Origin of the sequence: Streptomyces sp. NBC_00086, assembly GCF_026343255.1 — a bacterium.
In the GTDB taxonomy this organism is placed as follows: Bacteria; Actinomycetota; Actinomycetes; order Streptomycetales; family Streptomycetaceae; genus Streptomyces.
Genome location: NZ_JAPELZ010000001.1, coordinates 7,929,237 through 7,942,047 on the forward strand (window position 1 = coordinate 7,929,237; position 12,811 = coordinate 7,942,047).

11 protein-coding genes are annotated in these 12,811 nt (G+C 72.6%); 9 read left to right on the forward strand and 2 right to left on the reverse strand.

The window, feature by feature from the left end; genetic code table 11:
- Positions 1-6 precede the first annotated feature (6 nt).
- The gene (locus OG276_RS35815; protein ID WP_266911975.1) at positions 7-2,076 is read left to right on the forward strand and encodes a prolyl oligopeptidase family protein; all 2,070 of its coding nucleotides are present in this window, start codon (positions 7-9) and stop codon (positions 2,074-2,076) included.
- Positions 2,077-2,163: 87 nt separating this feature from the next.
- Here the strand turns inward: OG276_RS35815 and OG276_RS35820 are convergent, their stop codons facing one another.
- Positions 2,164-2,550, reverse strand: coding sequence for a peptidoglycan-binding protein (locus OG276_RS35820; protein ID WP_266911977.1), 387 nt, complete (start codon positions 2,548-2,550; stop codon positions 2,164-2,166).
- 265 nt (positions 2,551-2,815) lie between these two features.
- Between OG276_RS35820 and OG276_RS35825 the strand changes: the two genes are divergently transcribed.
- On the forward strand, positions 2,816-3,604 hold the full coding sequence (locus tag OG276_RS35825; protein WP_266911979.1) for a helix-turn-helix domain-containing protein: 789 nt from the start codon (positions 2,816-2,818) through the stop codon (positions 3,602-3,604).
- Positions 3,601-4,545 carry an XRE family transcriptional regulator gene (locus OG276_RS35830; protein ID WP_266911981.1) on the forward strand — a complete coding sequence of 315 codons (945 nt, stop codon included), beginning with the start codon at positions 3,601-3,603 and terminating at the stop codon, positions 4,543-4,545. The genes OG276_RS35825 and OG276_RS35830 overlap by 4 nt, the downstream gene beginning before the upstream one ends.
- Positions 4,546-4,640: 95 nt before the next feature.
- Here the strand turns inward: OG276_RS35830 and OG276_RS35835 are convergent, their stop codons facing one another.
- Positions 4,641-5,345 carry a TetR/AcrR family transcriptional regulator gene (locus OG276_RS35835; RefSeq protein WP_266911983.1) on the reverse strand — a complete coding sequence of 235 codons (705 nt, stop codon included), beginning with the start codon at positions 5,343-5,345 and terminating at the stop codon, positions 4,641-4,643.
- A 129-nt stretch (positions 5,346-5,474) separates the two neighbouring features.
- On the opposite strand from OG276_RS35835, the gene OG276_RS35840 reads away from it, so the two are divergent.
- The 6 genes from OG276_RS35840 to OG276_RS35865 all read left to right on the forward strand — a co-directional run bounded on the left by OG276_RS35840 (position 5,475) and on the right by OG276_RS35865 (position 12,659).
- The gene (locus OG276_RS35840; RefSeq protein WP_266911985.1) at positions 5,475-7,157 is read left to right on the forward strand and encodes an amidohydrolase; all 1,683 of its coding nucleotides are present in this window, start codon (positions 5,475-5,477) and stop codon (positions 7,155-7,157) included.
- A gap of 88 nt (positions 7,158-7,245) precedes the next feature.
- Positions 7,246-8,928, forward strand: coding sequence for an ABC transporter substrate-binding protein (locus tag OG276_RS35845; protein ID WP_266911987.1), 1,683 nt, complete (start codon positions 7,246-7,248; stop codon positions 8,926-8,928).
- Positions 8,925-9,905 carry an ABC transporter permease gene (locus OG276_RS35850; protein WP_266911989.1) on the forward strand — a complete coding sequence of 327 codons (981 nt, stop codon included), beginning with the start codon at positions 8,925-8,927 and terminating at the stop codon, positions 9,903-9,905. The genes OG276_RS35845 and OG276_RS35850 overlap by 4 nt, the downstream gene beginning before the upstream one ends.
- Positions 9,902-10,810: an ABC transporter permease gene (locus tag OG276_RS35855; RefSeq protein WP_266911991.1), complete on the forward strand. Its 909-nt coding sequence runs from the start codon at positions 9,902-9,904 to the stop codon at positions 10,808-10,810. The genes OG276_RS35850 and OG276_RS35855 overlap by 4 nt, the downstream gene beginning before the upstream one ends.
- Positions 10,807-11,781 (forward strand): ABC transporter ATP-binding protein, encoded by a 975-nt coding sequence (locus OG276_RS35860; protein ID WP_266911993.1) that lies wholly within the window; start codon positions 10,807-10,809, stop codon positions 11,779-11,781. The genes OG276_RS35855 and OG276_RS35860 overlap by 4 nt, the downstream gene beginning before the upstream one ends.
- Positions 11,782-11,858: 77 nt before the next feature.
- Positions 11,859-12,659: an ABC transporter ATP-binding protein gene (locus OG276_RS35865; RefSeq protein WP_266911995.1), complete on the forward strand. Its 801-nt coding sequence runs from the start codon at positions 11,859-11,861 to the stop codon at positions 12,657-12,659.
- Positions 12,660-12,811 lie beyond the last annotated feature (152 nt).

The following is a 12,811-nucleotide window of genomic DNA, read 5'->3' on the forward strand; positions in this document are numbered from 1 at the left end:
CGGCGGATGAGCGATGAAGACCCCTACCTCTGGCTGGAAGACGTCACCGGCGAGGCCGCCCTGTCCTGGGTGCGCGAACGCAACGAAGAAGCGGTGTCCGCGCTGGCCTCGGACCCCGGGTTCAAGGTGCTGGAGTCGGAGGTCCGCGAGGTCCTCGACGACGACGGCAGGATCCCGTACGCGCGCCGGCGGGGACGGCACCTCTACAACTTCCGGCAGGACGCCGACCACGTCCGCGGTCTGTGGCGGCGCACCACCCTGGAGGAGTACCGCAAGGACCGGCCCGACTGGGAGCCGGTCCTGGACCTGGACGCGCTCGCCGAGGCCGAGGGGGAGAAGTGGGCCTGGGCGGGCAGCGCCGTCCTGGCCCCCGATCACCGCCACGCCCTGGTGATGCTGTCGCGGGACGGGGCGGACGCCTGCGTGGTGCGCGAGTTCGACCTGGTGGACCGGGAGTTCGTCCCGGGCGGCTTCGAGGTCGCCGAGGCCAAGACCCGGATCGGCTGGATCGACCGGGACCTGGTCTGGATCGGCACGGACTTCGGCCCCGGCTCGATGTCCGCGTCCGGCTACCCCCTCCAGGTCCGCCGGTGGCGCCGCGGCACCCCCCTCGCGGAGGCGGAACTGGTCTACGAGGGCCGGCCGACGGACCTGTCCGCCTCCGGCTGGCACGACGACACGCCCGGTTTCGAACGGGACTTCGTCCACCGGCAGATCGACTTCTGGAAGCAGGAGCTGCTCCTCCTCCCCGGGCACGGGGGAGGGGCTGGGGACGGATCCGGGGCCGGAACCCCGGATCCGGCCGGGCCCGAGAAGATCGACGTCCCGGACGACGCCAGTGCCTCCGTCCACCGCGAGTGGCTGATCGTCGCGCCCAAGTCGCCGTGGCTCGGCCACGTCGCGGGCAGCCTGCTCGCCTTCGACTTCGAGGCCTTCCGGACGGGGGACCGGGAAGCGGCGGTGCTCTTCACCCCCGACGAGCACACCGCCCTCGCGGGCTGGAGCTGGACCCGCCACCACCTGATCCTCACCACCAGCGCCGACGTCTCCTCCCGGCTGGAGATCCTGACCCCCGGGCCGGGCCCCGACGGCTGGAGCCGCGCCCCGCTGGCCGGCGTACCCCCGTTGTCCACGGCCTCCGTCACCGGCACCGACCCGGACGTGAGCGACGAGTTCTTCCTGAACGTCTCGGGCTACCTCCAGCCGTCCACCCTCTACCGGGGTACGGCGCCGGCCGGCGCCGACGAGACCCTGAAGCAGGGCCCGGCGCTCTTCGACACTGCCGGCCTGGCGGTCCGGCAGTACTTCGCGAGCTCCGCGGACGGCACGAAGGTGCCGTACTTCGTCGTCGGCCCCGAGGACCGCACGGGCCCCGGCCCCACCCTGCTCTACGGCTACGGAGGCTTCGAGGTCTCGATGGTCCCGGGCTACAGCGCCGTCACCGGCCGCACCTGGCTCGCGCGCGGCGGCACCTACGTGGTGGCGGGCATCCGGGGCGGCCACGAGTACGGGCCCCAGTGGCACAAGGCCGCGCTCGGAGCGAACCGGGTCCGGGCCTACGAGGACTTCGCCGCCGTGGCCCGGGACCTCATCGCCCGGGACGTCACCACCCCCGCCCAGCTCGGCATCGAAGGCGGCAGCAACGGCGGACTGCTCATGGGCGCGATGCTCACCCGCGACCCCGCACTGTTCGGCGCGGTCGTCGCCCACGTGCCGCTGCTGGACATGCTCCGCTTCCACAAGCTGCTCGCCGGAGCGAGCTGGATCGCCGAGTACGGGGACCCCGACGACCCGGCCGACCGGCCCCACCTGGAGGAGATCTCCCCGTACCACCAGGTCCGAACGGAGGGACCCCCGTACCCCCCGCTGCTCCTGCTGACCTCGACCCGCGACGACCGCGTCCACCCCGGGCACGCCCGCAAGATGGCCGCCCGGCTGCGGGAGGCGGGTCACCCCGTCCTCTTCCACGAGCACCTCGGCGGCGGCCATGCGGGCGCCACCGACCACGGGCAGACCGCCTACAACGAGGCGCTGGTCCACACCTTCCTGTGGGAGCGGCTGACCTCCCGGAGGTGACCTCGGGGAACCGGCCGCGTTCGCCGAACGGGTGCGAAGACCGTTCGGCGAACGGACCGGGGTACGGAGGCGCACGTCAGGTGCGGTCTACCACCAGACGCCGGCGCGCAGCTTGCTCCAGGTGTTGGGGCCGACCTCGCCGTCGACCTGGATCCCGGCCTTCTGCTGGACCGCCTTCACGGCGTTGTAGGTGGCCTGACCGAACTTGCCGTCCTCCTCCAGCCAGGTCGGGTAGCTCGTGTTGTAGTTGATCAGGCACTGCACCTGCTTGATGCGCTTGACCGCCGCGTCGCCGGTCTGCCCCGTCTTGGTGAGCGTGGTGCCGGACGTGTAGTAGTTGCAGGCGGCGGCGGCGCTCTGCCCCGAGAGCGTCGCGGACGCCGGACCGGCGGCGTTGGCGGTGCCACCGACGGCGAGTCCGCTGCCGAGGACGGTCGCGGCCAAGGTCACGATGATCGGCTTGCGAAGGTTCATTCTGCTTTCCTCCGTTGTCGAGGACCGGGTATTCGGCCCGGTGCTGGCAGCGACTCTCCTGCGCCAACATCGGCGGTGTCCAGGGAGCCCGGAGACCAGGGTCAGCGCGGGACGTCCCACGCTCTGACCTGCTGGGACGTCCAGAGCCGGGACGCTTTCGTGGGATGCCGGGAGGAGGGGAAAGATTCCGCCAATGCCCGCGAGCCACTGGTCAGCCCCCGCGCGGTGGCCCGATGCTGTGCGCTGAATCGAGGGGGAAGCCAGAGTGGCGCGTTGGAAGGAACTGCCCGCCGGGCTCGACAGCCGGGAGGGCCGGCTCGTCGCCGAGTTGCGGCGACTGAAGGACCGCAGCGGGCTGAGTCTGGCCGCCCTCGCGGCGAAGACCGGCTACAGCCGCTCCTCGTGGGAGCGGTACCTCAACGGGAAGCAGCCCGTGCCCCGCGCGGCCGTGGAGGAACTGGCCCGGCTCTGCGGGGCGGACGAGACGCGTCTGGTGGTCCTGCACGAGGTCGCCGTACAAGCGCGCCGGCTGGCTCCGGCCGCACCGGTCGAGGTAGCCGCCGAGGCGACGGGCGGTACGACGAACGCCCCGGCGGGCGGTGTGACGCCGGGGCCGGAGCCCGTAGCCGTACCGGCCCCGCGCATCGTCCGGCTGCGCACCTTCCTCGCCGGGATCGCGGCAGCCGTGGTCGTGGCCTTCGGCGCGGGACTGCTGACCGGCGGCGCATGGGCCGACGAGGCGCCGCGCGGTGAGGACGCCGGTACGTCCGGCTACCGCCGCGGAGTGGCGTACGAGTGCGGCACCGAACGCAAGGACGGCGAGCGGCGGGCCGGGCACAGCACCAGCCGCCAGATCCTGCTCGACACCAACAGCACGGGCTTCGACGTCGTCGAGGTCCAGTGCCTGCTGCGCCAGCACGGCTTCGACCCGAAGACCACCGACGGACTGTACGGCCAGGACACCAAGGAGGCCGCGATCCGGTTCCAGGCCGCGCGCGGCCTGGTCACGGACGGCATCGTCGGGCCGAAGACCTGGGCGGAGCTGCGCAAGTGACCCTGCCCGCGGAGTGCGGGCACCTCGCCGCCGAACTCAGCCGGCTGCGCCTGCGGACGGGGCTGAGCCTCGTGGACCTCGGCCGGCGCACGCCGTACAGCAAGTCCTCCTGGGAGCGCTACCTCAACGGCAAGCAGCAGCCGCCCCGGCAGGCGGTCGAGGTGCTGTGCGCCGTGGCCCGCCAGCACCCGGGCAGGCTGCTGGCACTCTGGGAGCTGGCGGACACCGTCTGGAGCGGCCGGGCCGTCCCCGCGTCCCCGCGGGCCGTCCTCGTGCCCGCCTCCGCACTCGGTGCCGCCGGATCCGCCTCCGCCCCCCGTGCTGCCGGATCCGCCCCCGCCCCTGCCGGACCCGCCTTCACCGGGCCCACCTTCACCGGGCCCGCCCCCGCCCCCGAGGGTGCTTCCGTGCCGGGAGGGCGTCGGCGGCTGGTCCTGACGGGCTCCGTCCTGGGCGGCGTCCTCCTCGTACTGACCGCGGGTCTGCTGCTGTCCCGGGGATCCGGACCGCGGCCCGCCGACGACACCGGGTCGGCGGAGTTGATGATCCGCAACCCCGGCTGCGCGGGGGCGGGCTGCGCCGGCAAGGACCCGGTCCGCATGGGATGCGGGGGCGCGGGCATGGTCACCGATCTGCGTACCGACACGGGACCCGGAGGTCGTCAACTGGAGCTGCGGTACGGGGCGTTGTGCGAGGCCGTGTGGGTGCGGGCGTCGGGCCTGCGGCCCGGGGACCGCGTCGAGTTGCTCGTGCCGGGTGTCGCCGAGCCCCAGGAGGTGCGGGCGGGCGACCTGGACGTCGGCAAGTACGTGGCGACGCCGATGGCCCCGGTGCTCCGGGGGACCGCCGGCATCCGCTCGTGCGTGACGCCGGAGCGGCCGGCCGAAGCCCGGTCCGCTTCGGCCGAGCCGGCCGCCGAAGCCCGCGTCTGCTTCGGCTGAGCCCACGGCCGAAGCCCGCGTCCGCTTCGGCTGAGCCCACCGCCGAAGCCCGGGTCCGCTTCGGCTGAGCCGCCCGGCGCGGGACCGGCTCCCCCTCAGAGGGCCTTTCCTCCCCGGAGCACCTCGACCCGGGTCTCGATCGCGTTGATCAGGGCTTCCACCCGGGCCTCGAAGATCTGCTCTTCCGTGACCTCGGCCAGCTGGGCGCCGAGCCGGGTGATGTGGGGGAAGCCCGTGGGGTCGACCAGGCGGTACTCGCGGTGCCAGGAGGACTCGTCGGCGGCCCGGACGTCCGCGTCGAACAGCAGGTAGGCGGCGCGCTGGCCGACGTAGGCCAGGAGGGAGTCGCCGACCATCCGGTAGTGGACGGCCGCCTCCGCCCCTTCGAGGCCGGCCTCCGTCACCGCGCCGAGGATCAGTTCCACGACACGGAACTCGTTGGGCCTGCGGGTGGTCCGGCTGGCCATGGTCGAGCCGACCACCGGGTACCTGAGCGCGACTTCGAGGGAACCCTCGGCGAGTGCCCGCAGCCGGTCCTTCCAGTCGAGCCCTTCGGGGATGCTGTCGAGCACCTCGCGGAGCATGCGGTCGGCGACGGACAGCAACAGCTCGTCCTTGTCGCGGAAGTGCCGGTAGATCGCGGTCGGGTCGGCGCCGAGTTCCCCGCCGAGACGTCGCACGGTGAAGGCGTCCTCGCTGCCGCGAGCCGCGATGCGCAGGCTCGCTTCGATGATCGCGTCGGGTGTGAGCTGGCTGCCCGCGCGCTTGGACCGGGCGGGTGTGTCGGATGACTTCGGCATGGTGGGGCCAGTGTAACGATGTGGAACAGAGCGAGCGCAACACCGTTGACAACATTGTTGCGCTCCCGTTCACTCCTCCTCAACGAACCAGCCGTGCGGGGCTCACCCGCCGAGCCGAAGGATGCGTCGATGGGCAACACCAGGCAGCGTGCCGACATCGTCTTCGTAGGGGGACGCGTCTTCACCGGCACCTCACCCACCCCGATCGACGCCGCCGTCGCCGTCGGAGGCGGCCGGATCATCGCCGTGGCCGACGCGGCCACCGTCCGCTCGCTCGCGGACGCCGACACCGAGGTCGTCGACCTCGCGGGAGGACTGCTCGTCCCCGGATTCCAGGACGCCCACGTGCACCCCGCGGTGGCCGGAGTCCAGATGCTCGGCTGCGACCTCAGCGAGGAGCGCACCATCGACGGCTACCTCGCGGTGGTCGCGGAGTTCGCCGCGGCCCACCCCGACGCGGCCTGGATCCGCGGCGGCGGCTGGTCGATGGACGTCTTCCCCGGGGGCACGCCGACCCGCGCCATGCTCGACGCGGTGGTCCCCGACCGGCCCGTCCTGCTCACCAACCGGGACGGCCACGGGGCCTGGGTCAACACCCGGGCGTTCGAGATCGCCGGCGTCGACCGCACCACCCCCGACCCGGCCGACGGCCGGATCGAGCGGGAGGAGGACGGAAGCCCGGCCGGCACCCTCCAGGAGGGCGCCGTGGAGCTGGTGGCACACCACGTGCCCCTCGCGACCCCGGACGAGGCGCTCGCCGGCCTGCTCGCCGCACAGGAGCACCTCTTCTCCCTCGGCGTCACCAGCTGGCAGGACGCCATGATCGGCGCCTTCCCCGGCAACCCCGACAACTACGGCGTCTACCTGCGCGCCGCCCGCGAGGGCTCCCTGCGCGCCCGCGTCGTCGGCGCCCTGTGGTGGGACCGCGAACGCGGCCTGGAACAGATACCCGACCTGGAGGAGCGCCGCCGCACCGGACAGGTCGGCCGCTTCAACGCCACCAGCGTGAAGATGATGCAGGACGGCATCGCCGAGAACTTCACCGCCGGCATGCTGGAGCCCTACCTCGACGGCTGCGGCTGCGCCACCAACAACTCCGGGCTCAGCTTCATCGATCCGAAGGTGCTCACCGCGGCCGTGTCCCTGCTCGACCGCGCGGGCTTCCAGATCCACTTCCACGCCCTCGGCGACCGGGCCGTGCGCGAGGTGCTCGACGCCCTCGCCGAGGCCCGCGAGGCCAACGGGACCAACGACAACCGCCACCACCTCGCCCACCTCCAGCTCGTCCACCCGGACGACATCGCCCGCTTCGCGAGCCTGGACGCGGCCGCCAACATCCAGGCGCTGTGGGCCGCCCACGAACCGCAGATGGACGAGCTGACGATCCCCTTCCTCGGACCGGAACGGGCCCGCCTCCAGTACCCGTTCGGCGACCTCCAGCGCGCCGGAGCCCGCCTGGTCGCCGGCAGCGACTGGTCGGTCAGCAGCCCCAACCCGCTCTGGGGCATCCACGTCGCGGTCAACCGCTCCGTACCCGACGAGGCCCCGGGCGCGACCGGGACCTTCGAACCGGCGCCGCCGTTCTTCCCCGAGCAGGCCCTGACCCTCTCCCAGGCGCTCACCGCCTACACCGCCGGCAGCGCATGGGTGAACCACCTCGACGAGGTCACCGGCACCGTCGAGGAGGGCAAGTACGCGGACCTCGTCGTCCTCGACCGGGACCCCTTCGCGCACCCCCCGATGGAGATCGCCGACACCCGCGTGCTGCGCACGTACATCGACGGCGAACTGGTCTTCGCCGCGACCGACTGAGTCGCGACCGTCCGAATCCCCACCGGCCGGGCCGCCACCGGCCGAGCGTCACCCACCCCACCGAGCTCATCCCTCAGGGAGTCAGACGATGCCATCAACCCGATCGGGATCCCCGCAGTACCCCGGCCGCCGCATCCGCCGCATCCGCAACAGCGCCGCGGCCGCCTTCGCCGCGGCCGCCGTGCTCGTCACGAGCGCCTGCGGCGGTGCCGCGCCCGACAAGGACGCGGACCGGGCCGCCGCGTACAAGATCACGGACAAGACGCCCGCCGCCGCCGGGAACGTGGACTCCTTCACCTGGTCCGTCTACGCGGAGCCGACCACCATCGACTACGCGTACTCCTTCGACTTCCCGCCCAACCAGATCCTCGCCAACGTCTGCGAGAGCCTGCTGCGCTGGAACCCCGACCTGACGACCTCCCCGGGCCTCGCGGCCTCGTACGCCAACCCCACGCCCACCACCTGGGTGTACCAGATCCGCCCCGGCGTTCACTTCCACGACGGAACGGTGCTCACCGCCGCCGACGTCGTCGCCTCCCTGAGCCGCAACCTCGACCCCGCCACCGGCAGCGTCTGGGCGAACCAGTACAAGAACGTCAAGTCCATAGACAAGACCGGCCCGATGGAAGTCACCGTCACCCTGGCCAAGCCGGACTCCACCTTCAACAAGTACCTGGCGGCCGGCCCGGGCACCGTGGAGTCCGCCGCCACCCTGGCCAAGTCCGGCAAGGACTACGGCAATCCGCAGACCGGTGTGAACTGCACCGGCCCCTTCTCCTTCGCCTCCTGGACCTCCGGCCAGTCCCTCACCCTCAAGCGGTTCGACGGGTACTGGAACCAGGAGCTCAAGGCCAAGTCCGGCGAGGTGAAGTTCGTCTTCCTCGCCGATGCCACCACCCGCGTCAACGCCTTCCAGAGCGGCGAGGTCGACGGCGGCTGGATGGTCCCGCCGAACGCCTACGCCCAACTCGGCTCCACCCAGGCCGGAAAGCTCTACTTCGGCCGCAACACCACCGTCGCCGACGAGGTCGTCGCCAACCTCAAGGGCCCCCTCGGCAACCCGAAGGTCCGCCAGGCCCTCCTCATGGCCACCGACCGCAAGGGCATCGTCAAGGCCGGCGCCGCCGGGGTCGGCGAGGTCTCCGACTCGCTCGTCACCGACAACCTGTGGGCCGACGCGCCCCCCGCGACCCGCGAAGCCCTCGTGAAGGACCTGCCGAAGTACCCGTACGACCCGGCCAAGGCCAAGGCGCTCGCCGCCGAGGCCGGCGTGAACGGTCAGGAGATCGTGATCGCGACCAGCCCGCTGGACTCGCAGACCACGATCATCACCCAGGCCATCGCCCAGGCCGCCACCGCCATCGGACTGAAGCCGCGGATCGACTCCCTGTCCGCGGAGAAGTACACGACCCTCTTCACCGACCCCGCGGCCCGCGAGGGCATCGACCTCTTCCTCACCTTCTGGTACACGTCCATCACCGACCCGCTGGACATGTTCGCCTCGCTGGAGACCGGAGCCTTCAGCAACTACGGCAACTGGTCCGACCCTGCCTTCGACGCCGCCGTCGAGAAGGCCGTCGGGGCCCACGACCCGGCGGAGCACGCGGCCGCCAACGCCGAGGCGCAGAAGATCGCCTCGCGCGAACTGCCCTGGCTGCCCCTCTACACCCTCCCCGTCAGCGTCTTCATGGGCAAGAAGATCACCGGCGTCCAGCCCTCCATCGCCTACCTCTACCACCCGTGGGCGGCCGAGATCGGAGCCAGGGGATGACGGCCGCGGCGACGGCCGCGACGGCCCGCGCCGTCCGGGTGCTGCGCAAGCTCGCCGGCATGGCGGCGACCCTGCTCGTCACTTCCTTCCTCGTCTTCTCCTCCCTCTTCCTGGCCCCCGGCGACCCGGCGAGCTTCCTCATCAAGGGACGCAGCCCCAGCCCGGAGGACCTGGCCGCGCTCCGCAGCCAGTACGGCTTCGACGAGCCCTTCCTGGTTCGCTACTGGAACTGGCTCGAAGGGGTGCTGCACGGCGACTTCGGCCGCTCGTACCTCTTCCACCAGGACGTCTCCGCGGTCATCTGGTCGCGGCTGCCCTCCTCCATGCTGCTGATCTCCGTATCCGGCCTGATGATCGCCGTGGTCGGCATCGGCTCCGGCATCATCGGCGCGCTGCGCCGGGGTTCGCGCACCGACCGCTCCCTGATGCTGCTCGTCACGGTGGGCGCGGCCGCACCCGCCTTCGTCGCCGCCCTGCTCCTGCGGTCGGTGTTCGGGGTGCAGCTGGGCTGGTTCCCCACCATCGGCAACGGCGAAGGCCTCATGGACCGGCTGCACCACGTGATCCTCCCGGCGGCGGCCCTGTCCGTCACCTTCACCGCCCTGGTGACCCGCGTGACCCGTTCGGCCATGCTCGACGAGCTGAGCCGCGACCACGTGGAGGTCGCGCTGAGCCGCGGCGCGCCACGGCGCACCGTCATCCGGCGGCACGTCCTGCGCAACGCGCTCGGACCGATCGTCACCGTCTCCGCGCTCCTGGTCTCCGGCATGCTGGTCAGCACCGCGATCGTGGAAACCGCCTTCGGAATGTCCGGCGTCGGCTCCCTGCTGGTGCAGTCCGTCGACCAGCTCGACTTCCAGGTCGTCCAGGCCATCGTGCTGCTGGTCGTGGCCGCCTTCGTCATCGTCAACGCCCTGGTGGACCTGGTCCACCCGCTGATCGATCCGCGCACGGCCGCGGCGGGGAGCGCCCGATGAGCACCCTTCCCGAAACGGGCGTCACGACCCGCACCCCGCGCACCCCCCGCACCCCGCGCACCCCCCGCGCTCCGCTCGCCCGGCTGCGCCGCCTCGGCGGCAGCCGGCTGCAGCGGACCTGCCTGGCGCTCCTCGTCCTGTTCGTGCTCCTCGCGATCCTCGGCCCCTGGATCGCCCCGTACGACCCCACCTTCGGACAGCTCGGCGACACCCTCCTGGGGCCGAGCGCCCAGCACTGGCTGGGCACCGACCAGGGCGGACACGACACCCTCTCGGCGCTCGTCGTCGCCGCCCGGACCAGCCTGGCCGGACCGCTCGCCGTCGTCCTGTTCTCCACGATCCTCGGCGTCGCCGTCGGCCTGTTCACCGCCTGGCGCGGAGGCTGGATCGACACCGCCGTCGGCCGGGTCCTCGACGTCCTGTTCGCCTTCCCCGCGCTGCTCCTCGCGATCCTCGCGGTGGCCCTGTTCGGCAAGGGGATGACGGCCCCGGTCATCGCCATGGCCATCGCCTACATGCCGTACACCGCACGCCTCGTACGGGGCCTGGCCGTCCGGGAGAAGTCCCGGCCCTACATCGCCGCCTACCAGGTGCAGGGCCACTCGCCCCTGTACGTCACCGTCCGCAGGCTGCTGCCCAACATCTCCCCGACGCTGCTCGCGCAGTCGACGGTGAACTTCGGCTACGCCCTGCTCGACCTCGCCGCCCTCTCCTTCCTCGGCCTCGGCGTACAGCCGCCCACCCCCGACTGGGGAGCCATGATCAACCAGGGGCAGGCGGCCGTCCTGCAGGGCCAGCCGCTCTCCGCGATCGCGCCGGCCGTGGCGGTCGTCCTGGTCGTGGTCGCCTTCAACGTCGTCGGGGAAGACCTCGGCGACCGGCTCGCGGGGAGGGACTCCCGATGACACTGCTCGACTACGAAGCCCTGCGCATCACCCTTCCCGCGATGGCCCGCCCCCTCCTCGACGGCGTCAGCCTCACCGTCGCGGCCGGCGAGGTCGTCGCCCTGGTCGGCGAATCCGGCTCCGGCAAGTCCGTCACCGCCCGCGCCGCCCTCGGCCTGTTCCCGCAGGGCGCCGAGATCGGCGGCCGGGTCCGCGTGGACGGCACCGACCTGGTCGGCGCCACCCCCGCGAGCCTGCGCGAGGTCCGCACCGACAAGGCGGCGATGATCTACCAGGACCCCCGGGCCGCCATCAACCCGGTGCGCCGGGTCGGGGACTTCCTCACCGAACCGCTGCGCCTGGTGCACGGCTGGACCAAGGCCCGGGCGAACGTCAGGGCCGCCGAACTGCTCGACGCGGTCGGCCTGCCCGACCCCGTACGCCACCTGAACCAGTTCCCGCACGAGCTCTCCGGCGGCATGCTCCAGCGCGTCGTGATCGCCGCGGCCCTCACCGCCGAACCCCGGCTCCTGCTCTGCGACGAGCCGACCACCGCGCTCGACGTCAGCACCCAGGCCGAGATCCTGGCCGTCCTGGGCCGCCTCCAGCGCGAACGCGGCCTCGGACTCCTCCTCATCACCCACGACATCGAGCTGGCAGCCTCGGTCAGCGACCGGATCTACGTCATGTACGCGGGCCGGATCGTCGAAACGGCGCCCGTGGCGGAACTCTTCGCCTCCCCACGGCACCCCTACACCGCGGGCCTGCTCGGATCCTCCCCGCCCCTCGAAGGCCCCCTGGCCCGCCTCACCCCCATCCCCGGCGCCCCGATGGGCCTGCTGGAGTCGGCGCCCGGCTGCGCCTTCGCATCCCGCTGCCGGTTCGCCGAGCCGGGCCGCTGCGACCGGTCCGCGCCGGAGCTCGTGCGGCACGGCCCGGCCGAGGTCGCCTGCCACCGCACCGCCGAAATCGGCCCGAAGGAGGACAGTTGAGCAACCGTCCGAGCAAAGACCCCGCCCCGGGACTTCCTCCGGGACCTCCTCCGGAACTTCCCCCCGAGCTCCTCCGGGTGAGCGGACTGCGCAAGACCTACCGGACCGGCGGGACGGAGGTCGTCGCCGTCGACGACCTGTCGTTCTCCGTACGGGCCGGCGGCGCGCTCGGCATCGTGGGGGAATCCGGTTCCGGCAAGACCACCACGGCCCGGATGCTGATCGGCCTGGAACGCCCCGACGCGGGCGAGATCCTGGTCCAGGGCCGGCCGCTGGCGGCCTCCGTACGGGGGAGGCCGGCCCGGCTGGCCCGCGCCAAGGCGGTGCAGATCGTCTTCCAGGACCCCTACCTCTCCCTGGACGCGCGGATCAGCATCGGCGCGACCGTCGACGGCGTGCTCAGACTGCACGGCATGTCCGACCGTGCGGCCCGGGCAGCACGGGTACGGGAATTGCTGGCCAAAGTCGGCCTCGGCGACCGCGAGGCCGCCGCCCTGCCCCGCCGGCTCTCCGGCGGGCAGCGCCAGCGCGCCGCGATCGCACGGGCGCTGGCCGTCGAACCCGCCGTCCTGGTGCTCGACGAAGCGGTGTCCGCCCTGGACGTCTCCGTGCAGGCGCAGGTGCTCAACCTGCTCTCCGACATCCGGCGCGACACCGGGATCGGCCTGGTCTTCGTCAGCCACGACCTGGCCGTCGTCCGCTACGTCTGCGACGAGGCGCTCGTCATGTACCGCGGCCGCACGATGGAACACCGCCCCGTGGGCGAGCTCCTCACCGACCCCGAGCACCCCTACACCCGGCTGCTGCTGGCCTCCGTACCCCGTCCGGGCTGGGACCCCGACTCCATCAGCCGGCGCCGCCGCGAACTCACCCCCTGACGGCGCTGACGGCGCTGACCGCGCCGGCGGCGGGGGAGCGACGCCGGGGCGGGGTCGTGCGAACCCGCCCCGGCCCCCGGTCCGCGCGAGGGAACGGCGGGGCCGGCGGACCGTCACCACCGGGCGTCCGAGTGATCTTGGCCGGATCGGCG

Bases quoted from the DNA above. Each gene is read 5' to 3' on its own strand.
- OG276_RS35815 (WP_266911975.1), top strand. From the start codon at position 7: ATGAGCGATGAAGACCCCTACCTCTGGCTGGAAGACGTCACCGGCGAG.
- OG276_RS35820 (WP_266911977.1), bottom strand. From the start codon at position 2,550: ATGAACCTTCGCAAGCCGATCATCGTGACCTTGGCCGCGACCGTCCTC.
- OG276_RS35835 (WP_266911983.1), bottom strand. From the start codon at position 5,345: ATGCCGAAGTCATCCGACACACCCGCCCGGTCCAAGCGCGCGGGCAGC.
- OG276_RS35840 (WP_266911985.1), top strand. From the start codon at position 5,475: ATGGGCAACACCAGGCAGCGTGCCGACATCGTCTTCGTAGGGGGACGC.
- OG276_RS35845 (WP_266911987.1), top strand. From the start codon at position 7,246: ATGCCATCAACCCGATCGGGATCCCCGCAGTACCCCGGCCGCCGCATC.
- OG276_RS35850 (WP_266911989.1), top strand. From the start codon at position 8,925: ATGACGGCCGCGGCGACGGCCGCGACGGCCCGCGCCGTCCGGGTGCTG.
- OG276_RS35855 (WP_266911991.1), top strand. From the start codon at position 9,902: ATGAGCACCCTTCCCGAAACGGGCGTCACGACCCGCACCCCGCGCACC.
- OG276_RS35860 (WP_266911993.1), top strand. From the start codon at position 10,807: ATGACACTGCTCGACTACGAAGCCCTGCGCATCACCCTTCCCGCGATG.